Origin of the sequence: Deinococcus koreensis (assembly GCF_002901445.1) — a bacterium.
Classification (GTDB): Bacteria; Deinococcota; Deinococci; order Deinococcales; family Deinococcaceae; genus Deinococcus; species Deinococcus koreensis.
This window is the reverse complement of record NZ_PPPD01000001.1, coordinates 1949485-1970000: the sequence shown is the minus strand read 5'-3', so window position 1 is coordinate 1970000 and position 20516 is coordinate 1949485. Positions and strand designations below refer to the sequence as shown.

Annotated in this window: 18 protein-coding genes and 1 tRNA gene (1 of these 19 running past the window's edge); 8 read left to right on the top strand and 11 right to left on the bottom strand. The window is 71.7% G+C overall.

Going from position 1 to position 20516, the window contains the following annotated elements:
• A protein-coding gene (locus CVO96_RS09385; protein WP_103313398.1) for a phosphodiester glycosidase family protein crosses the window boundary here: on the top strand, window positions 1-328 show its end. Its footprint begins 407 nt before the window's first position; only the last 328 of its 735 coding nucleotides appear in the window; the start codon falls outside the window, past its left edge; it ends in the stop codon at window positions 326-328.
• Between the two features lie 127 nt (window positions 329-455).
• On the opposite strand, the gene CVO96_RS09380 is transcribed toward CVO96_RS09385, so the two are convergent.
• From CVO96_RS09380 to paaZ, 4 genes are all read right to left on the bottom strand, one after another.
• Entirely contained in the window at window positions 456-2726 is a 2271-nt protein-coding gene (locus tag CVO96_RS09380) for a DUF937 domain-containing protein (RefSeq protein ID WP_243398266.1), read from the bottom strand.
• Between the two features lie 229 nt (window positions 2727-2955).
• Window positions 2956-3363 carry a VOC family protein gene (locus CVO96_RS09370; RefSeq protein ID WP_103312005.1) on the bottom strand — a complete coding sequence of 136 codons (408 nt, stop codon included), beginning with the start codon at window positions 3361-3363 and terminating at the stop codon, window positions 2956-2958.
• Window positions 3364-3424: 61 nt separating this feature from the next.
• Entirely contained in the window at window positions 3425-3664 is a 240-nt protein-coding gene (locus tag CVO96_RS09365; RefSeq protein WP_103312004.1) for a hypothetical protein, read from the bottom strand.
• Window positions 3665-3667: 3 nt separating this feature from the next.
• Window positions 3668-5752 (bottom strand): phenylacetic acid degradation bifunctional protein PaaZ, encoded by a 2085-nt coding sequence (paaZ, locus tag CVO96_RS09360; protein WP_103312003.1) that lies wholly within the window; start codon window positions 5750-5752, stop codon window positions 3668-3670.
• 33 nt (window positions 5753-5785) lie between these two features.
• On the opposite strand from paaZ, the gene map reads away from it, so the two are divergent.
• Window positions 5786-6529, top strand: coding sequence for a type I methionyl aminopeptidase (map, locus tag CVO96_RS09355; RefSeq protein ID WP_103312002.1), 744 nt, complete (start codon window positions 5786-5788; stop codon window positions 6527-6529).
• 2 nt (window positions 6530-6531) lie between these two features.
• Here map and paaD read toward each other — a convergent pair whose 3' ends face one another.
• From paaD to paaA, 4 genes are all read right to left on the bottom strand, one after another.
• Window positions 6532-7062, bottom strand: a complete 531-nt coding sequence (gene paaD, locus CVO96_RS09350) for a 1,2-phenylacetyl-CoA epoxidase subunit PaaD (RefSeq protein WP_423739377.1) — start codon at window positions 7060-7062, stop codon at window positions 6532-6534.
• The gene (paaC, locus tag CVO96_RS09345) at window positions 7062-7841 is read right to left on the bottom strand and encodes a 1,2-phenylacetyl-CoA epoxidase subunit PaaC (RefSeq protein ID WP_103312000.1); all 780 of its coding nucleotides are present in this window, start codon (window positions 7839-7841) and stop codon (window positions 7062-7064) included. The genes paaD and paaC overlap by 1 nt, the downstream gene beginning before the upstream one ends.
• Entirely contained in the window at window positions 7838-8485 is a 648-nt protein-coding gene (locus tag CVO96_RS09340; protein WP_103311999.1) for a phenylacetic acid degradation protein, read from the bottom strand. Before CVO96_RS09340 ends, paaC begins: the two co-directional genes overlap by 4 nt.
• Before the next feature lie 84 nt (window positions 8486-8569).
• Window positions 8570-9538 carry a 1,2-phenylacetyl-CoA epoxidase subunit PaaA gene (gene paaA / locus CVO96_RS09335; protein ID WP_103311998.1) on the bottom strand — a complete coding sequence of 323 codons (969 nt, stop codon included), beginning with the start codon at window positions 9536-9538 and terminating at the stop codon, window positions 8570-8572.
• A gap of 217 nt (window positions 9539-9755) precedes the next feature.
• Between paaA and CVO96_RS09330 the strand changes: the two genes are divergently transcribed.
• Window positions 9756-11300: a hypothetical protein gene (locus CVO96_RS09330; RefSeq protein ID WP_103311997.1), complete on the top strand. Its 1545-nt coding sequence runs from the start codon at window positions 9756-9758 to the stop codon at window positions 11298-11300.
• Between the two features lie 31 nt (window positions 11301-11331).
• Here CVO96_RS09330 and CVO96_RS09325 read toward each other — a convergent pair whose 3' ends face one another.
• Complete coding sequence (locus CVO96_RS09325) at window positions 11332-12612, bottom strand: MFS transporter (protein WP_103311996.1); 1281 nt, start codon at window positions 12610-12612, stop codon at window positions 11332-11334.
• Between the two features lie 142 nt (window positions 12613-12754).
• On the opposite strand from CVO96_RS09325, the gene CVO96_RS09320 reads away from it, so the two are divergent.
• The 3 genes from CVO96_RS09320 (at window position 12755) to CVO96_RS09310 (ending at window position 15061) form a co-directional block, all read left to right on the top strand.
• Entirely contained in the window at window positions 12755-13135 is a 381-nt protein-coding gene (locus CVO96_RS09320) for a RidA family protein (RefSeq protein ID WP_103311995.1), read from the top strand.
• Complete coding sequence (locus CVO96_RS09315; RefSeq protein WP_103311994.1) at window positions 13132-13923, top strand: hypothetical protein; 792 nt, start codon at window positions 13132-13134, stop codon at window positions 13921-13923. Before CVO96_RS09320 ends, CVO96_RS09315 begins: the two co-directional genes overlap by 4 nt.
• Before the next feature lie 112 nt (window positions 13924-14035).
• A complete protein-coding gene (locus CVO96_RS09310; RefSeq protein WP_103311993.1) occupies window positions 14036-15061 on the top strand; it encodes an aldo/keto reductase in 1026 nt (341 codons plus the stop codon).
• A 126-nt stretch (window positions 15062-15187) separates the two neighbouring features.
• On the opposite strand, the gene CVO96_RS09305 is transcribed toward CVO96_RS09310, so the two are convergent.
• Entirely contained in the window at window positions 15188-16924 is a 1737-nt protein-coding gene (locus CVO96_RS09305; RefSeq protein WP_103311992.1) for a glycoside hydrolase family 10-like protein, read from the bottom strand.
• 138 nt (window positions 16925-17062) lie between these two features.
• Between CVO96_RS09305 and CVO96_RS09300 the strand changes: the two genes are divergently transcribed.
• A complete protein-coding gene (locus CVO96_RS09300; protein WP_103311991.1) occupies window positions 17063-17530 on the top strand; it encodes a hypothetical protein in 468 nt (155 codons plus the stop codon).
• 63 nt (window positions 17531-17593) lie between these two features.
• On the opposite strand, the gene dnaX is transcribed toward CVO96_RS09300, so the two are convergent.
• On the bottom strand, window positions 17594-20017 hold the full coding sequence (gene dnaX, locus CVO96_RS09295; protein WP_103311990.1) for a DNA polymerase III subunit gamma/tau: 2424 nt from the start codon (window positions 20015-20017) through the stop codon (window positions 17594-17596).
• Window positions 20018-20323: 306 nt separating this feature from the next.
• Here dnaX and CVO96_RS09290 point away from each other — a divergent pair.
• Window positions 20324-20398: transfer RNA gene (locus CVO96_RS09290), tRNA-Glu, on the top strand.
• Window positions 20399-20516: the final 118 nt, after the last annotated feature.

The following is a 20516-nucleotide window of genomic DNA, read 5'->3' as shown; positions in this document are numbered from 1 at the left end:
GCGGGCCTACAGCCGGCTGAGGGTCTCTCCCACCTGGGCGACCCAGTCGGGGCCGCTGCTGGTGCAGGGCGGAAAGCTCCATCCCGACTTCAACCGCAGCGGCACCTCGTTCAAGGTTCGCAGCGGGGTGGGGGTGTGTGCCGGCGGACAGGTCAAATTCGCGCTCAGCGCCGGGCCGGTCAACTTCTACACCTTCGCTGTGTTCTTCCGGGACACCCTGAAGTGTCCGGACGCCCTGTATCTCGACGGCAGCATCAGCGCCTACGCCACGCCGGACACCAACACGCAGCTCGCCGAGTTCGCTGGAATGTGGACGGTCAGCCGCTGACGCCCACCGCATCCTGCACGCCGATATCCTCGGCCCTGCTCCAAAGGCGTCGAGGGAGACGCGACCGGGCCGCCCACCGAAGCGGACGGCCCAGCACTGAATCCCGATGACGTGAGCTGAAGCCGCGTTACCTGCTGACGGTCACGTTGACCGTGCTCAGCGGCTCGGCCGCCGCGTCGCCGATGGGCCGGACGACGTAGGTGACGGCGCCGGCGCCGGGCTTGCTCTGGTAGCTCCAGCCGCAGGTGCTGTCGAGCGGGATGTTCTTGGTGCCGATGGTGCGCTCGCCGCGCTGCACGGTCACGCTGTAGCCCTGGCCCTGCCCCTTCCCGCCGAAGCGGAAGGGCTCCGTGACGGTCTGCCCGTCGGTGATGCTCAGGCTGTAGTCCTCGGTGCAGTTGGCCGCGCTGGCGTTGGCGTCCGCCGCGCCGATGGTGGCGGCGACCGACCCGAGTTCAGCGCCGTCGGCACCCTTGACGCTGTAGGTGTGGGCGCCGGCGGAGGGGCTGGGCACGTCCAGCGACCAGCTGCCGTCCTCGCCCACCGTGACGTTACCGAGGCTGGTGCCGTCTTCGAGCACCTGCAGCGTGTCGCCGGCCTTGCCCGTACCGCGCAGGGTGAAGCCGCCGGCCGGCAGGGTGGCGTCGGCCGCAGGCTCACTGATCGCGAAGGTGCCGGCCGCCGCCGTATCCGTGGCGCCGGTCGTCGCGGCTGGATCGGTCGCCGCCGTGCCCGTATCGGTGGTGCCGGTGCCCGCGGTATCGGTGCCGGTGGTGTCAGTGCCCGTGGTGCCCGTGCCCGTGGTGTCGGTGCCCGTGGTCGCCGCGCCGCTGGTGCCGGTCGTGGCCGTCGTGGTGGCGGGGCGCTGACGCAGCAGCCAGCATCCGCCCAGCAGCAGCACGGCCAGCAGGGGAATCAGCCACAGCGGGAAGCCGCCGCGCCGGTCGGTCGTGGCTGCGGGAGGAGCCGGAGGAATGGGCGCCGCCGCGGCCGGGCCGGGCACCGTGCCCTTCGCGGTGGCGGGAGGCCTGGACGGCGCCGCGCTGGAGGGCGTGGGGCTGGACGGCGCAGGAACGCTGCTCATGGCCGCGCCCGCGGCGCCGGCCAGGGTGCCTGCCCCCAGCAGGGCGCCCAGACTGGACAGCCCCGAGGGCAGCAGGCCGCTCAGGCTGCCGCCCAGGCCGCCCAGCAGGCCGCTCAGGCCGCCCGCGTTCATGTTGCCGGCCCGGGCACGCCCACCCAGCACCGAGAGCACCAGGGGGGTCAGCAGGGCCAGCAGCCGGCCCGCGCTGGCGCCGCTGCCGCCCAGCGCCGTGCCCAGCCGGCCGGTCAGTTCATCGACGTTGCCGAACAGCGGGCCCAGCAGGCCGCGCCCCTGCCCCTCGATCCGGGACAGTTCGGCCGTGTCGCTCAGCAGGTTGGTGTTGAGGTGGCCGCTGTCGTCGCTCAGGGCGCTGAAGGGTCTGGCCATGTTCAGCACGTCGCTGGCGCCGCTCTCGGTCTTGCCCTTGTTGACCAGGGCGTTCAGGATCAGCGGCAGCGCCGCCTGGGTGGCCCGCCCGGCCGTGCTGCCGCCAAACCCGGCGACCGAACCGATCTTGTCGGCCGAGGCGCCGCCGAACTGCCCCCGGAGGAAGTCCAGCAGACCGGCGGAGGTCAGGGCCGCCGACATTGGGGCCGCGCCCACCGGAACCGCGTCTGAGGCGGCCGGCATCGGTGCGGGAGCACCCGACGTGGAAGGCGCCTCAGGTGTGGACGCCGCAGCCGTGGGGGCCGGGCTGGTGGGCATGGCCGCGCTGCCCATGTCCGGCAGACTCCCGGTCTCGGGGGTGTGCGGCGTGTGCGTTCCAGTCAGGCCGGAGGCAGCGGCTATTCCGGCTGCGCCCATTCCGGCTGCACCCAGTCCCGCTGCACCGGCCCCGAGCACCGAGCCCAGGCCACCCTTCAGGCCGCCCAGCACCGCGCCGACATTGCCCGGGTTGAGACCGGCCCGCTGGCCGAGCTGGCTGAGCAGCAGCGGCATCGCCATCTGCAGCAGGTGGCTGACCCCTGCCGGAGCCGCGCCGGTCTGCGTGGCCACGGTCTGGGTGATGCTCTCGGCTCGCCCGCCCAGCAGGGCCGGCCCGAGCAGTTCACCCGCACGCTGGAGGTTCGTGGCGCCGTCGGGGCCCGCCAGGGCCTCCTGCACGCTGCCGAAGCGGGGCAGGTTCTCCACGGCTTCGGCGATCTGGGACTGGCCTTCGGGGGTGCCGGCATGATCCGCCAGCGCGTCAAGCTGCAGCGGCAGACCCACGGTCAGGGCACTCTGCGCCGCCGGGGCGTCCAGTCCGGCCGCCTGGCCGAGCCGCGCCCCGTGTTCCCCACCGAAGAAAGATTGGATCAGGTCTGTTACGTTCATTGATGCCTCCTCTGCAGTTCCGGCCGAACCCGGCTGGGCGCCGGTCACTGACCGTCCAGACGTGGTGTCATATTCACCCGACAGCGTAATTGTAAATTATCTCACGCTTAAAGGCAGGGTGTGCGGAGCTGAGCCCACCGTACCCCCCTGTGGTCGGATGCCTATAGGGGCCGTGTGGGGCGTTTCTTTAGGAATCTCGCGGGGGTCGGCGGGGGGGGTTCGGCGCCGGTCAGGGCCGGACGCGGAGGCCGGGGGCTTCGGACACCGACGCCGGATGCTGGACGACCTCCAGCCGGTTGCCGAAAGGGTCGGCCAGGAAGACACGCGGCACGCCCGCCTCGGTGTCCGGGCGGCAGGGAACGCCGTGCGCCCCGCAGTGGGCCACGAACGCCGCGAGATCGGCGCAGCGCAGCGCCGGGTGCCCCCTGGTGCGCGGCACGAAGTCGGGCGTGACGCCGATGTGCAGTTGCCGCCCATCCGGCAGGGCGAACCACACGCCGCCGCGGGCGCGCAGGGCCGGCGGCTTTTCCAGCTCCGGAAGCCCCAGGACAGCCCCGAAAAACGCCCGCGCCTGTTCCTCACAGCCCGCAGGGGCTTCGATCTGCACATGATCCAGGCCAGCGATCAGGAGGGCCATGCGACCAGCGTATGTCCGTGCCCGTGGAGAGCAGCGCTACACCGAGAGGAACACCCGACCCTCAGCGACCCTCGTTGCCGCGCCGGAAATTCCCGGTCGCGCGGGCCATCACGAGTTGCGCCGCATGGTCATCCAGCCCGGCCCTCTCCAGTTCAGCCAGCCGCGCCAGAAAGCGTTCGGCGTCGCGGCCGGCCAACGTGGTCACGGGCCGCCCGTACCAAGAGACGATCACCCGGCCGTCCTTGAGGGCATGGAAGTCGAAACGTCCATCCTGCAACTCACCCCGCGCGTCGGTGGGCACAGGTCAGGCCTCGGCAGCAGGCGGGTCGAATTCGTCCCGCGCCCGCTCGGCCAGGGTCAGGATGTCGTAGGTGGCGACGAGCTGTTCGTGCTGGTTGGTGATTTCGGCGTGCCACTCCACCACACCCGTGGGGCGCGTCTCGCCTGGGCGCAGCTCCTTGCGGATGCGGCGCTTGCAGGTCAGCCGCGTGCGGATGGTGTCGCCGATGCCCACCGGCTCGACGAAACGCAGGTTCTCCAGCCCGTAGTTCGCCAGCACCGGCCCCGGCGCGGGCGAGACGAACTGCCCGGCGGCCGCCGAGATCAGGAAGTAGCCGTGCGCCACCCGCTTGCCGAAGATGCCCCCCTTCGCCCCGATCTCGTCCACATGGGCGTAGAAGTGGTCGCCGGTCAGGCCCGCGAAGTTCACGATGTCCGCCTCGGTGACCGTGCGGCGGTGGGTGAGCAGCGAGTCCCCGACCTGGATCTCGTCGAAGGACTTGCGGAAGGGGTGCACCACGTCCTCCCGCACGGCGCCGCCCACCACGTATTCGCGGGTCAGGGCGGTGAGGGTGGTGGGGTCGGCCTGCACGGCCACGCGGTTCATGTGGTGGCGCACGGCGCTCAGGCCGCCCAGCTCGGAGCCGCCGCCCGCCCGGCCGGGGCCGCCGTGGTTGAGCTGCGGCAGCGGCGAGCCGTGGCCGGTGTTTTCTTTGGCGTTCTCGCGGTTCAGCACCAGCAGGCGCCCGTGCGTGCTCGCCATGCCCATCACGAGTTCGGTCGCCTCGGCGCGGTCGTGGGTGATGATCGAACCCGCCAGCGAGCCGCGGCCCATGCGGGCCAGTTCGGCCGCATCGTCTAACGTTTCATACGGCAGCAGGGTCGCCACGGGGCCGAAGGCCTCCAGCTCGTGCGGCCCCCGGGCCGTCAGGGGCGACTCGCACAGCAGCACGGTGGGCTCCAGGAAGGCGCCCTTTTCCGGGTCGCCGCCCAGCAGGGGCGTCTCGTTCGTGATGACGATGCGCGCCTCGGCCTGAAGCTGGCGCAACGTTTCGCGCACGCGCTCGCGCTGCTGGGTGCTGACCAGGGCGCCCATCCGCACGTCGTCGCGCGCCGGGTCGCCCATCGTGACCTTGCCCAGCTCGCGGCGCAGGCCCTCCGTGACGGCCTCGATCAGATGCGCCGGCACGATGGCGCGGCGGATCGCGGTGCACTTCTGGCCGGCCTTGCCGGTGATCTCGCGGGCCACCTCGCGCACGTACAGGGCGAATTCGGGATCTTCGGGCCGCACGCTCAGGCCCAGCACGGAGGCGTTGAGCGAGTCGGCCTCGGTGTTGAAGGAGACATTGCGATTCACGATGACGGGATGCACGCGCAATTTGGCCGCCGTCGCCGCCGAACCGGTGAAGGCCACGGTGTCCTGTTCCTCCAGGTGGTCGAGCAGGTCGCCGGGCTCGCCGGTCACGAGTTGCAGGGCGCCCTCGGGCAGCAGGCCCGACTCGATGATGTCGCGCACCACGCGCTCGGTGACGTAGGCCGTCTGGGGCGCGGGCTTGACCAGGGTCGGCATCCCGCCGATGAAGGCCGGCGCCAGTTTTTCCAGCATTCCCCACACCGGGAAGTTGAAGGCGTTGATCTGCACGGCCACGCCCTCACGCGGCACGAGCAGGTGGCGGCCCACGAAGGTGCCCTCCCTGCCCAGCCGCTCCACCTTCCCATCGGGCCAGAAGCGCTCGTCGGGCAGTTCGCGCCGCGCCACGCTGGAGTAGCTGAACAGCGTGCCGATGCCGCCCTCGATGTCCACCCAGGAGTCGCGGCGGGTCGCGCCGGTGAGCATGCTCAGCCCGTAGTACGCCTCCTTGCGCTCCATCAGGTACGTGCCCAGCGCCCGGAGTGCCCGCGCCCGCGTGTGGAAGGTCAGCTTGCGGATCGCCGCGCCCTGCCGCCGCCCGTAGGCCAGCGCCCCGGCAAAATCCACCCCCTCGGACGAGATGACCGCCACGGGGCGGCCATACACGGCATCAATCAGCGTTTGCCCGTCCGCGTTGGCGTGCCAGCGGCCGGCGATGTAGGAAGCGGGGCGGAGGAGTTGAAGGGTGGATTGAGTCATGTGGACTCCTTTGCGGATGAACTACCATTCCGTATGACGGTGAACAACGAATACGACCTGGAGGGCATGAAGCTGGCCGGCAAGGTCGTTGCCAGAACGCTTGAGGTGTTGAAGGCCGCTGTGGAACCAGGGGTCACCCCAGCGGAACTGGACGCGCTGGCTGGTCAGGTGTTCGCCCAGTATGGAGCGCTCTCCGCACCCCGCCTGGAGTACAGCGCTCCGGTCAACGTGTTCATCAGCGTGAACGAGGACATTGTGCATGGCCTGCCCACGCATCGGCCTCTGGCGGCGGGCGACGTGGTCAGCATTGATGTGACGCCCAATGTGGGAGGCTTCGTCGCCGACGCGGCCGTGACGGTGGCGGTTCCGCCCGTCTCGCCTGTGGCCGCCCGCCTGATCGCCTGTGCCGAGGCCGCATTTGCCCAGGCCATGAAAGCGGCCCGCGTCGGCCACCCACTGAACGGCATCGGCCGGGCGATTGAAGCGGAAGTGGCCCGGCGTGGGTTCACCCTGCTCCGCGAATTGCGCGGACATGGCGTGGGCCGAGCCATCCACGAGAAACCAGATGTGCCCAGTTTCTACGACCCGAGGCTGAAGAAGCCCCTGCACGAGGGTCTGGTGCTCGCCGTGGAGCCTATGGTCTCCAGCGGCCGAAACTGGCGTACCAGAACCCTGAAGGACGGCTGGACGATTGCCACCTCTGACGGTGGCATAGCCGCGCACTTTGAACACACCGTCATGATTACCAGGGGTGCGCCACTGATTCTGACAGCCTGAAATCACACGCTCTTAAACCCCTCAAACGGTTCCCGACACGCGTCGCACACATACATGCGCTTGCACAGCGTCGGGCCGAAGCTGGCGGTCATTCGCACGTTCAGGGAGCCGCAGCGGGGGCAGCGGGTGGGTTCCACGTCCAGTTGAATCAGGCCGTGCTCGGCGGGCGCGGGCGGCGCGATGCCGTACTGGCGCAGACGTTCGCGGGCATCGTCGTTGATCCAGTCGGTCGTCCAGGGCGGCGTCAGGGTGCTCCTGACCTCCACCTCGGCCACGCCCAGATCGCGCACGGCCTGCTCGATGCTGTCCCGGATGACGTGCAGCGCCGGGCACCCGCTGAAGGTCGGGGTGAAGGTGACGATGACGCGCCCGCCGTCCACCGCCACCTCGCGCACCATGCCCATGTCGGTGATGCTGACAACGGGAATTTCGGGGTCTGGAACGGCGGCAAGCGCCTTCCAAACCGTTGATGGTAGATCGTTGATGGTTGATGGTTCTCCATCTTTTTCCATCACCCATCGACCATCAACCATCACCATGTCTCCGCCTCCGGGTGCGCCCGTGCCACGCTCTGCATCTCGGCCAGGAGGGGGGCGAGGTGCTCCGTGTGGGTGTCGCGGCCGGCGGGGTCGGGGAAGGCGGCGGGGAGCTTCAGGCCGCACTTCTCGATGAGCTGGCGGGTGACGAGGGCCTGCCAGCGGGTGTGGACGGCGTTCAGGTCGGGGAGGAGGCCAGCCTGTACCAGTTCTTCCTCGCCCTCGACGGGTTGGAAGAGTTGGGCAGCGTGGGGCCACAGTTCGTCCAAGGCGGCCTGCAGGCGGCGCTCGCTTTCCCCGGTGCCCAGGGCGAGGCGCTCGACCCACAGGGCGGTGTGCTGCAGGTGGAACTTTTCCTCGCGCACGGCCTTGGCGGCGACCTCGGCCAGGGGGGCGTAGGTGCTGCGCGTGGCGGCCTCCAGCCACAGGGCCTCGGAGGCGTCGAAGAGGAACTGGCGGAGCATCGTAAAGGCCCAGTCGCCCTTGGGGAGTTCGACGAGGCGGGCACAGGTGTACTCGGGGGCGCCCCGGAAGAAGGCCAGGCGGTCGGGGTCAGAGCCGTCCAGCGCGCGGCGCAGCTCCAGGTACAGGCCGGCGTGGCCCAGCTCGTCCTGCGCGATGTTCGCCAGCGCGATGTCCTCCTCCAGGATGGGCGCGTGGCCCGTCCACTCGCCGCCCCGGTGGGCCAGGATGATCTCGTCGTCGGCCAGGGCAGTCAGCTTGCGGATCAGGGCGGCCTGCTGGGTGGGCGTCAGGGCGGTGGTGGCAGCGGTCATGGCTTCACCTTGCCGGCCAGATGCGGGTGGTCGTGAACCTTCTGGTCGCCCACGTGCGGCTCCTCGTTGACCTGCCGGGGCATCAGGCCCGATCTCTTGAGTTCTCCGACGTGGCGGCCGATCACGCCGTAATACTGCTGCTGCTTGTAGGTCTTGTCCTTCGCGGGGGCGAACCAGCTCTCCACGGTGCCGGGGTCGTCACCCGTGCGGACGACCGCCGACTCCGGAAAGACCATCCAGGCGAGCACCTCCGGGTGCAGGCTCCGGGCCTGGCGCAGGGCGTCGCCACGGCCCGTCGCCTCGACGGTGCCGCTCAGATCCACGAAGGTCATCGAGCGCTTGTTGGTGCGCTTGACGCCCACGTGGTAGGTGCCGGTCTCGCCGGGCGTGTCCAGCACCTCCGGGTGGGTGAGCAGTTCTTCCGGCGTGGCGGTCAGCAGGTCGTCCCCCCGCACCGCCCACAGGCTCACGGCGGCGGGGCGGCGCACGAAGACGTTGCGGGCGGTCAGCAGGGCGTGATCCGGATCGCCGGCATGGACGCTGCCCACCGCCTGATGGGGGCGGCCGGGCGCGTCCTGTTTGAAGACTTCCCAGCGCGGCCACTGGGTATCGGCGGGCTGGGGATTCGGGTGGAGTTGGGTCATCGCTTTTCCTTGGTGGGCCGTGAGCTCTGAGCTCTGAAAAAGCCCGGTCTGTTCAGAGCTCAGAGCTCAGAGCTCAGAGCCCGGTCAATCCGCCGCCACGCCCCGCAGTCGATCCGTGTACGCCTGCAGCGCCTCGCGCACCCAGGCCCCGTCGTCGTGGGCGGCCTGGCGGGCGCCGAGGCGTTCCTTATTCAGCCCCCGCTCGCCCCGGATGACCGCCCAGAACTCGTCCCAGTCGATGGGGCCGTGTTTCCAGTTGCCCTGCTCGTCCTGATGCATCTCCGGATCGGGGATGGTCAGGCCGGCTTCCAGCAGTTCGGGGACGTGCTCGTTGATGAACTCCTGGCGCACCTCGTCGTTGCTCTTGAGCTTGATGCCCCAACGGCTCAGGGCGCCGGTATTCGGGCTGTCGGAGTCGTGCGGGCCGAGCATCATCACGGCCGGCCACCACCAGCGGTTCAGGGCGTCCTGGGCCATCGCGCGCTGCTCGGGCGTGCCCTGGGCGTACTGCACGATCATCTCCTTGCCCTGCTTGTGGTGGAAGGTCTCCTCAGAGCAGATCCGCACCATCGCGCGGGAGTACGGCCCGTAGGAGCAGCCCGCCAGCATGGTCTGGTTCTTGATGGCGGCGCCGTCGACCAGCCAGCCGATCATGCCGACGTCGGCCCAGCTCCGGGTGGGGTAGTTGAAGATGCTGGAGTATTTGGCCTTGCCGCTCAGGAGCGCCTGGAGCATGTCCCCGCGGGTGGCGCCCAGGGTCTCGGCGGCGTGGTAGAGGTACTGGCCGTGCCCGGCCTCGTCCTGCACCTTCGCCATCAGGATGGTCTTGCGCTTCAGGGACGGCGCCCGGCTGATCCACTCGCCCTCGGGCAACATGCCGACGACCTCGCTGTGGGCGTGCTGCGAGATCATGCGGATGAGCTGGCGGCGGTACTCGGCGGGCATCCAGTCGCCGGCCTCGATCTTCTCGCCGCGCGCGATGCGGGCCTCGAAAGCGGCGTGCTGCTCGGGCGTTTCCTGCAGGTGCAGGTCGTGCGGGGTGGGCTGAGTCATGGGGTACCTCCGGGACGGGGCGAGGGGGCAGGCACTGCTGAGGCCAGTGTACCTAACGAGCGTTAGGTTGGTGGTAAGACCGGTCGCGGTTGGACAGGGCAGGAGGGGCAGTCCGGGGAGCCGCCCCGCCGCAGCGCGTGATCTACTGGATTCAGCCTACGGTCTGTTGCCCCGTTCCTCCCACAGCCCTCCGCCCCGCCAGCCTCAGGAGTCCGCCATGCCCAGCCTGCTGTCCGCTGCCGCCGCCCGCGTGTTCGCCGCTGCCTGCCTCATGACGATTTCCCTGGCCCTGCTGCCTGCTCCGGCCAACGCGCAGGCCGATGAAATGGCCCCGGTGAGAACAAGCTCCCACGGCTGCGGGGCCTACACCATCCGCCTGCAGGAGAACGGCTTCGGCGACCCGCCGGATCGCCTGAGCATCACGCGCGGGGCGAAGGTCTACGCCAGCGTGGAGGACGAGCGGGTGGCGGTGGACTTCTGCCGCGACATCACCGGCGACGGCGTGCCGGAGATCATGCTCTCGGCCTTCTCGGGCGGGGCGCACTGCTGCTTCACGCACACGCTGTACTCGCTGACCACGCCGCCGCGCCGGCTGCTGGAGGTCTTCTCCGCCCACAGCGACAGCCTGAGCGTGCGTCAACTGGACTCCACACCGGCCCTGGAACTGATCGGCGCCGACTGGCGCTTCGCCTACGCCTACGGCATGAGCTTCGCCGAGAGCGCGCCGCTGCCCGTGGTGTACGCCTTCCAGGGCGACCCGGACGGCGGCCGCTACGTGGACGACAGCCGCGCCTTCCCCGGCGTGCTGCAGGCGTTCGCGCGGCGCATGAACAGCGGGGAAGCGTTCAGCGGCGGCGTGCTGGTGGGCTACGCCACGCGCCTCGTGGTCGGCCGGCCGGACGAGGCCGGGGCCTACCTGCAGAAGCTGCCGCCGACCTCCCGCGAGTGGCTGACGAACTACGGCCCGGACATCCGGCAGTCGCTGGGAGATTTCGGGCGGTGGGACTGGCCCACGCGGGCAGGCGCCGCCGCGGACGCCCGCCGCACGGGCCTGGGCGGCTCGTTCAGTGCGCCAGGCACGCGCGAGTACCTGGGCCTGGTCGGGCAGGGGGACACGGCCTCGCTGCGCCTGTACCAGCCACAGGGCAGGCAGATCGTCGCCGGGCCGGTGCTGGCCCAGTTCCCGCTGGGGCGCGAGTTCTCCGACCTGGGGTGGTGGCCCGCCGTGACCGTGCGCCGCGCCAGCGGCCGCGACGACGTGCTGATCCGCGACGCCCGCAGCGGCTCCGTGCGCTTCGCGGCGGCCCGCGTGACCCCCGCCGCCCTGACGGAGCTGGCCGCCGACCCGCTGGGCGTGGCCGCCGGGCTGCTGGGCGACCTGAGCCGCGTCGCGCAGCACGTGGCGGCCAGCCACGCCCGCCCCAGCCCGCCGCGCAGCGCGGCGCAGACGGCCGAAGTGCAGCGCCGCATCCAGGCCGCCCTGACCCGCGCGACCCCCTGGCTGGCCCTGACGGACGCCGACGTGCCGCTGGAGCGGCTGGGAAACTTCGGCTTCGACGCCCTGGAGATGCCGCTGGACACGGCCGGGCAGGCCCAGGTCACCGCGCCCGTCAGCGTGGGCTTCACCGACGACAAGACCGACAGCCAGTATGTCCCCGGCGAGCGGATGACCCTGACCATCGACCTGACGCGGGGCGCGGGGGGCTGGGCCGTGACCCGCTGGACGCTGACCCCGCGCACGGGCGAGCTGTACCGGGAATGAGGAGAGGCGGTAGTGCCAGGGGGAGTCAGGCTCAGTCGGCGGCGGCGGGCTGCGCGGCGCGCGTGCCGAGGGCGCTGGCTCCCCAGGAGATCAGGCTGCCGGCCACCGTGAACAGCGCCATGGCCGCCATCAGGCCGCCCTGGCCCAGCAGCGGCCACAGCATCAGGCCGCCGGCCGCGAGCAGCTTGCCGAACTGGAAGACCAGGCTGCCCACCGCCATGTAGGCGCCGCGCCGGGCCGGGTCGATCATGTCGGCCTGCACCGCCTGCCGGGTGGGCACGTAGAGCAGTTCGCCCAGCGTGAGCACCAGCCCCGCGCCCAGCAGGGCCAGCGGGGTGTCCAGGCCCATCGCGGCCAGGTAGCCGGCGCCGAAGAGGGCGAAACCCACCAGCATCCAGCGGCGCGGGTCGCGGCCAGTCAGGAAGCGCGCCACGGCGGCCGTGCTCAGCACGATCAGCAGGGTGTTCTCGGCGCTCAGCAGGGCCAGGGCGCGGGCGCCGTCGAACGTCAGCGGCAGCCCGCTCAGGGGCAGGGTGAGGGTCTGGCCGCTCAGGTCGCGGTCAAGACGCACGGCCAGGAACGTGGTGCGCGAGTATTCGATGCTCAGGATCAGGGTGCCGCCGGCCGTGAACCACAGGAACGTGCGGTGGGTCGCCACCTGGCGGTAACTCGCCAGCAGTGCCCGGAACCCGGCCGGCCGGGGGGCGGCGGGGGGGCCGGCCATCTGGTCGTCCGCGGTCTGGACGTTCCGGATGAAACGCGCCGTGACCCACAGGATGACGGCCGCCATGCCGGTCAGCAGGCCCATCAGCACGCCCAGGTGATCCGTGAAGAGCAGCGCCCCCAGCGGCGCCCCCACCAGATAGCCCAGGTTGTTGCCCCAGTAGTTCACGCTGTACATGAAGGCGCGGTCGGCGGGCGTGCTGGCGTCGATCAGCAGGGCCTCTCCGGCCGGGTTGGTCAGGCCGTTGCCGACCGAGAGCACCAGCAGGGCCGCGAACATAGGCCACAGCAGCGCACCCCCCAGCGCCGCGAGCAGCATCAGCCCGAAGGCCAGCAGCTTGACCGCCTCGCCCCAGACCATCATGCGCCGGCGGCCATACGTGTCGGAGGCCGCGCCGCCGTACAGGCCCACGACGAACTGCAGCCCGAACTGCGCGGCGAGCAGCGCGCCCGCCGTGAGCGCCCCGGCCTCCCGCGCGAACATCAGGCCCATGAAGGGCACCACGGTGGTGCCGAAGACCTTGCTGAGAAAGGTGGTGAGCAGCCGGATCCGGACGCTGGGATGAAGCTGTCTGAAGGCGGCTATCATGAACCCTCAGACTGACAGCCCCATGGGCTCCGGGCGAGCAGATCTGGGGACGGCCCCCCCGGCCGGTTGGCAGACCGCCGTGAGCGGGGCCGATGCCCCGTTTTTTTTGCGTCCGGGCGCCGCAGGTGTCAGGCTGAACCCCATGAGACGCAACATCTCCTCCGGCAGCCCCTGGGAAGAGGTGGTCGGCTACTCGCGCGCCGTGCGGGTGGGCCAGACCGTGCAGGTCGCGGGCACGACCGCCACGGTGGACGGGAAGGCCGTGGCGCCGGGCGACCCCTACGCACAGACCCGCGTGGCGCTGCAGATCATCGCCCGGGCGCTGGAGGAGGCCGGGGCGCGGCTGGAGGACGTGGTGCGAACCCGGATCTACGTGACGGACATCTCGCGCTGGGAGGAGGTCGGCCGGGCGCACGGCGAGGTCTTCGGCAGGATCCGTCCGGCGGCGACCATGGTGCAGGTGGCCGCCCTGATCGACCCGGCGCACCTGGTCGAGATCGAGGCGGAGGCGGTCATCCCGTGAGCCCATCCGGTGACCTGAGCCGCCATCAGGCCCTGGACGAGCGCCTGCGCGCCGCCATGAACCGCGACCGGCGGATCACCCACGCGCTGGCCTACGGCTCGTTCACGCAGGGCACGGCGGACGGGTTCAGCGACCTCGAATACTGGCTGTACCTGAGCCCCGGAAGTGTGCAGAGCTTCGACCTGCGCGCCTGGCTCGACGTGATGACCCCGCTCACGCACTGCGTGGTGAACGAGTTCGGCACCTTCGTGGGCGTGCTGCCGGGCCTGCTGCGCGTGGAGCTGCACGCGGTCTCCAACACCGAGCTGGCCGCCCTGGCGACCTGGCCCGGGGATCACGCCGAGCCGGCCCGGATGCTGGTCAAGGACACCGACGGCGCCCTGCGGCCCCTGCTGGACGCCCTGGCCGCGAGGCGGAGCGACCCGGCGGCGGAGGCGCAGGCCGTCCTCGACCGCCTGCTGAACTGGCTGGCCTTCGGGCTGAACGTGCTCTCACGCGGCGAACGCGTGCGGGCGCACGAGCTGCTGTGGTGGGTGCAGAGCGGGCTGCTCATGCTGGCGCGGCTCCGCAGCGGCCGAACCCAGCACTGGCTGAACGCCACCCGCCGGGCCGAGCTGGAACTGGACGCGGCCAGCCTGGAGCGCTACGCCGCCATCACGGGCGGTCTGGCCGACCTGGAACGCTGTTACGCCGGGGCCGCCCGGTGGACGCTGGAGCTGGCGGAGGGGCTGGGGCTCAGGGTGAACGCGGGCCTCGCCCAGGATCTGCGCTCAGTGCTCGAAGCCTGAAGGTGGTTCAGCCCTCTGCTCCCGGCGCTGACCGTTCCGGCTGGTCTGGCCCACTCTGGGCGGCTGCGGGGGCCTGAAGTATCCCGATCCGTTCAATGGCGACAATAGATTCATGCCGAACCCGTCCTCTCCCCTGCTGCCACCCGCCACTCCCCGCCTGGGTCTGGGGCTGGCCGCCCTGGGCCGTCCCGGCTACCTCAACCTGGGCCACCACGGCGATCTGCCCGACAAGAGCGTGGAGGCCATGCAGACCCAGGCCTGGACGGTGCTGGACGCCGCCTGGGAGGCCGGGGTGCGCTATTTCGACGCCGCGCGCAGCTACGGCCGGGCCGAGGCGTTCCTGGGAGGCTGGCTGCGGGCGCGCGGGCACAGAGCCAATGTAGGGGCCAATGTAGGGGCCAGCGTGGGCAGCAAGTGGGGCTACACCTACGTGGCCGGCTGGCGCGCCCGGGCCGAGACCCATGAGGTCAAGAGCCACGACCTCGCCACGCTGGAGCGGCAGTGGCCCGAGACCCTGTCGGCGCTGGGCCGCGCCCCGGACATCTACCTGATCCACTCCGCGATCCTGGAGACCGGCGTGCTGGAGGACGAGCGGGTGCTGGCCCGGCTCTCGGCCCTGGCCGGATCGGGCGTGCGGGTCGGGCTGAGCACCAGCGGCCCCCGGCAGGCCGACACCCTGCGCCGCGCGCTGGACGTGCGCGTGGACGGCGTGAACCCCCTGAGCGTGGTGCAGGCGACCTGGAACCTGCTGGAGAGGTCGGCGGGGCCGGCGCTAGCAGAGGCGCACGCCGCCGGCTGGGCGGTCGTGGTCAAGGAGGGCGTGGCGAACGGCCGCCTGAGCGCACACGGCCTGAGCGGTGTGGGCGACGTGCCCCCGGCGCTGGCGGAGCGGGCCCGGACACTGCAGCTCACGCCCGACGCCGTGGCCCTGGCCGCCGCCCTGGCCCAGCCCTGGGCCGACGTGGTGCTCAGCGGCGCGGCGACCCCGGGGCAGCTGGCCGACAACCTCCGGGCGCTGCAGATCGCTGTGGGCGCGGATGGTGTAGGGGCGGGCGGGGTGGGTTCAGACGACCTGCGCGAGCTGACGCTCAGTCCTGAGGCCTACTGGGCGCAGCGGGGCGGGCTGGCCTGGAATTGACGCAGACCTGGAATTGACGCAGCCGCGGCCTGCCCGGGTGTGGAGAGCGGATCTTGAGCGGCCTGGGGTTGAGCAGGCAGCGTCCAGGGGAGGAGGCCGGTGCGGCGTCCCGGACGGTTCCGGGGCTCAGGGCACGCTGGGGACAGGCGGGGTGCTGGTCGGCGGCACTTCGGGGGACTGCACTCCCGGGAGCGGCCCTTCCGGCGGCTGGGGCTCCAGCGGTGTGGCGGGCGGGGCGGGCTGGCCGGGCACCGGCTGGAGGTCGTGCACCAGCAGGTCGGGCAGCCGCACCACGCCGCGCACCGGCACGGTGTCGATCCAGCGCTGGCCGCTCACGCGGATCTCGGTCTTGCCGGCCGGCAGGGCCGCGAAGCCGAAGTACCCGCTGCCGTCCGTGACCCCCTGGGCGAGCAGGCGCCCACCCTGCCAGACCTCGACCGGACGCGAGCCGGGAACCGGCGTCCCGGTGATCCGCCCGAGCAGGCCCCGGGTGGTCGGGGGCGCTTCCGTCCAGGGCAGCGGGCGGGCCAGCGGGGCGCCCGGCGCGGTGAGCAGCTTCCTCAGGGTCTCCAGGCCCTGGGCCGTGCTCTCCTTCTCGCCGTAGACGCCGGCCGTGGGGGTGCGGTAGGAGTAGCCGACCCAGCCCAGGCCGGCGTCCACCGAGCGCCGGGCCTGGGCCGCCGTGACGGCCGGCTCGTTCAGGTACATGGCGCTGCCGGCCGCCAGGGCCGCCCGGGCGCCGTCGGCCCGCCCCGCCACCGAGCGGGCGAAGACGTTCCAGCCGTCGAACCAGCCCGCCTGATCGGCCACGCTGTCGCGCTTGTAGTTCATCAGGACGTTCAGGTCGAGCAGGCCCTCGTGCATCCAGGTGGGCCAGTCCTGCAGCACGTCCCAGTAGGTGCGGGTGCGCCGGAACGAGACCAGATCGCCCTCCCTGGGCGGTTCCAGGTAGGTGATGGTCGCGGCGCTGACCCAGGTGCCCGCGCGCACCGCCTTGACCTCCAGCGCGACCCGCCGCACCAGATTCGTGACCTGCGTCCGCTTCCACTCGGCCCAGGCGGGGTCTTCAGGGGTGGGCACGCCGTCCCGGCCGGTCTCGCCCTGGTAGCGGGCCAGCACCTTGGCGTCGTAGCCCCACACCGCGCCGTCCGGGTAGCGGATGCGGTCGAGCTGCACGCCGTCCACCGCGTAGTTCCTGACCAGACTCACGATGCCCTGCGTGATGAAGTCGGCGGCCTCGGGAATGCCCACGTCGAGCCAGCCGTCGCGGCCCTCCTGCCACTGGCCGCCCGGACGGCGGGCCAGCCACGAGCGCGCTCCGGCGTCCGGGCCGTGCGTGCGGAACACGTGCTGGGGGTTGGTGTTGGGGGCGTTGGTGTTGAAGGCCCCGGTCACGCTGACCCAGGCGATCACGCGCATCCCGCGGGCGTGGGCCAGCTTCACGACCACCGCCAGCGGGTCGAAGCCCTTTTCCAGGTCGCGGTCGGTCACGACCGGAAAGGTGGAGAGCCGGCACAGGCAGTCCGAGCGGCGCACCGCCTGCACGAACAGCGTGTTGATGCCCAGCCGCGCGGCGTCGTCCACGGTTCGGGTCACCTGGGCGCGGGTTTTGAGGCCCGGCCCGAAGGCGTCCACCCACAGCCCCCGCAGCCCACCGCCCGGCCCCGGCGGCAGCGCCGGGCGGGCGGGCCGCGGATCGGCCGGGGGTGGGCCGGGCAGGGCCGGATCCGGGGAGGCCGGCGTCACGGGCGCAGGGGGCGGCGTGGCGGCCGGCAGCGGGGCCGGCGCGGGGCTGACCTGCGCCAGGCCGGAACCGAGCAGGAACAGGGAAAGCAGCGCGCGGCGCGCGGCGAACAGGGTCATGGGTCTGGCGGCAGGCTAGCGCACCCCGGCCGCCAGCGGGTGAAGGGCGCCCCGGCAGCGCTTGCGGCCACAAACCGACCCCCTTCATGGAGCGGGGGTGTTAGGGTGGGAGCGTACTTCACAACCCGGAGGTCTCCTATGAAGAGAACACTGTTCCTGGCCCTGGTCGGTTCCCTTGTCCTGGCATCCTGCAACCGCGCCAAAGTGCCCGACGTGACGGGCACGGCCGTGACCAAGCCCTTCGCTTCGCAGCTGGAGGCCGCCGCCGGTTACCCGGACGACGCCGGGAAGGCCGTCTATGTCGACCTGACCGGCGGCGACCGCGCGACCACCCTCACAGCCACGGGCCTGAAGCCCAACACCGCCTACATCTCGCACTACCACTCGCGCGGCACGGGAGCGGCCGTGACCGCCACGACACCGGACTGCGCTTCGAGCGGCAGCGTCGTGGGCGGCCTGATCGGCGGCGCCGCAGTGACCACGGACGGCACCGGCGCGCTGACCATCAAGGGGCTCCAGCCCATCTCGGCCCTCAGCGGCGCCGCGTACATCAACATCCATGAGGCGCTCGCTCCGGGCGTCATCCCCCTGTGCGCGGACATCTGACCAGAAGCGGGTAGGACACAGCGGGGCCGCCCTCGATGGCTGGCCCCGCTGATCCGTTCTGGGTCAGCCCAGGGCGCTGTCCGCCTCGGTCTCCTCGTCGGGCAGGTCGATCTCGGCGGCGGCCGCCTGCGGGCTGCGGTTCTTGCCGATCTCACGCACGCGCCCCGAGAAGCGGCCCTTGATGTCCTCGTACATGGGGTGGGCGCGGATATCGCCGGGGCGGGAGGGCGTGGCGGCCGCCGCCGGGCCGGGTGCCGGAGCGGGAGGCGCCGAAGGAGGGGCGGCCGCGCGGGGCGCGGAGCGCTCCACACTCAGGCCGGCGAAGGGAGCGTCGTCCAGGTTCACCGGGCCGCTCGCCTCCAGCGGCACACCGATATCGTCCCAGTCGGGCTCCTCGGTGATGATCTCGCCCAGGTAGAGGTCGCGGGCAGCCTGGGGGGGGGCCAGCCGGTCGCCCCCCTGCGCGTCGGCGGGGGCGGGCGGCGGGTCGGCGCTGTGGTAATCGGCGCGGTGTTCATCCAGAAAGGCCGCCCTGGCCTCGGGCAGCGGCGCGGGGCCCAGGTCGTCCGGGCTGGCGCGCTGCGGGGAACGCGGCGCCGGAGGGTCGAGGGTCGCCACGCTCGCCGGGCGCAGGGGCGGCCGGGGGGGCGGCGTCTGGGACAGGCCGCTCTGGGAGAGGGCGGTCTGGGAGAGGGACGGCGGAGGCAGGGTGGGCGTCGGCAGCTGGGCCGACCCCTGGGGGGCCTCCGGCGCTCCGGCGGCCGTGGCCCGGGGAGAGCGGCCGGGCGCCGGGTTGAACGGAGCGACCTCGGCCGGCGCGGGGGCAGCGCTCCGGTCGCCAGACGAGGGCCCTGAAGGTGCCGGCCCTGTCTGGGCCACCCCGGGCGAGGACGGGGCAGCGGGAGCCGGAGCAGCGGGCGCTGGAGCGGAACCTCCCCCACCATTGCCAGGCGGCCCGCCCAGCCTGACCTTGCGCCCCCCCTCCGGGGCGATCAGTTCGAAGGTGACCGGCCCGAAGACCTTCAGGACGAGCCCCGCCAGATCGTCGAACTTGCCGACCACCTGTTTGGCGTGGAAGGCGTTCTTGCCGTCGTACGTGAGGCTCACGTAGCCGCTCTCGGCGTGCGTGCGGGCCGGTTTCAGGAAGGCCCTGACCTGCATGCTCGCCTGCCGGATCACGTCGGCCCAGGTGCCCTGCAGCTCGGCCGGCGGGGCCGCTGGCTCGGGCACCGCGCCCGTCACCCCCTGCGCCGCCGCCTGCATGACCTCCCGCACGGGCGCCGGGCCACGCCGCGCCGTGGGATCGAACTCGGCCACCGGCGCGGGTGCGCCGCCGGGCCGCGCGCCGGAGGCCCGCAGGGTGGAGAGTTCCTTCTCCAGCCGGTTCAGGCGCTGCACGAGGTCGGCGGGGACGCTCGCAGCTCCCAGCGCGGCGCCGGCACTCCCGCCGCCCCCGTCGGCGGCGAGCAGGGCGTGGGTCAGCGCGAGTTCCAGGCTCTGCAGATCGGCCGAGCGGGCGAAACGCGACTCCTGGGCGTCCAGCGCGGCCTGCAACCGCAGCAGCCGGGGCACATCGGCACCCTCCAGCCGGCCCTCGTCGCCCAGGCCCAGTTCGGCGTGCAGGGCGCTGCCCAGGGCCGCGACCAGGCCCTCGACCACGGTGCGCGCCGCGTAGCCGTCGCGGTACAGATGGGCGGCGCCGGCCAGGGCGGTGCCCGCGTCCGAGGCCACCAGGGCCGCCGCCACCCCGCGCACCCGCTCGCCGGGGGGCAGGCCCAGCGCCTCCTCCACGCCCGCGCGGGTGATGGCCGAGCCGGCGGCCAGCATCCGTTCCAGCAGGCTCTCGCCGTCGCGCATCGCGCCGTCGGCGAGGCGGCCGATCAGCTGGAGGGCGGCGGGCTCGGCCGTCATGCCCTCCTGCGCCGCCAGCCCCGAGAGCTTCCCGGCGATCTCCTCGGGGGTCAATCTCCGGAAGCGGTAGTGCTGACAGCGCGAGAGGATGGTCGGCAGGATCTTCTCGGGCTCGGTGGTCGCCAGGATGAAGATGACGTGGCCCGGCGGCTCCTCCAGGGTCTTGAGCAGCGCGTTGAAGGCCGCGCGGCTCATCATGTGCGCCTCGTCGAGGATGTAGATCTTCTTGCCGCCGTGCATGGCCGCCAGCGAGACCTTCTCGCGCAGCTCGCGGACGTCGTCGACCGAGTTGTTGGAGGCCGCGTCGATCTCCATGACGTCCGGGTGCGAGCCCGCCCGCACGCTCAGGCACGACTCGCACTCGCCGCAGGGTTTGGGCAGCGGGCCGGTGCAGTTGGCGGTCATGGCGATCAGCCGGGCGGTGGTGGTCTTGCCGACCCCGCGCGGCCCACTGAACAGGTAGGCGTGCCCGACCCGCCCCTGCTCCAGCGCCACCTTCAGTACGTCTTTGACATGCTCCTGGCCCACCACCTGATCCCAGCGGATCGGCCGGGCACGCTGGTAGATGGCGCTCACAGCGGCCCCCGCGCCAGCAAGAGGCCTGCTTCATCCTTTGCTAACGACCGACCCTGCTCCGCTGCGTCCTTCACCCGTCCAGTCTAGTGCTGCCGGGCGCAGTGCGGAGTGAGCCCAGCCACCAGCCCCATCACCAGTCCAGCCATCAGCCCTCCCAGGGTGGATGAACGCCTATTGACGGAACGGGAGAGTGCGGGTAAAGTTCTGTGGTGCCTGAAAAGGCGCCCCTTGAAAGGCAGTCCGCAGACAGCCCTGACCCCAGGCGACCCCCTGAGCAGGAACTGGATGCGACAACTGAAGTGGTGTGGCCCCATCGTCTAACGGTTAGGACACTACCCTTTCAAGGTAGCGATACGGGTTCGAATCCCGTTGGGGTCACCAGTCAACGCCTCCGCGCAAGCGGGGGTGTTTTCGTTTTGAGCCGACCGCGCCGCCGCCCATGAGCCGGGGTGCCTGGCGTGGCGTCTGCATCCTGCCAGAGCCACACCGTTGCGGAGCG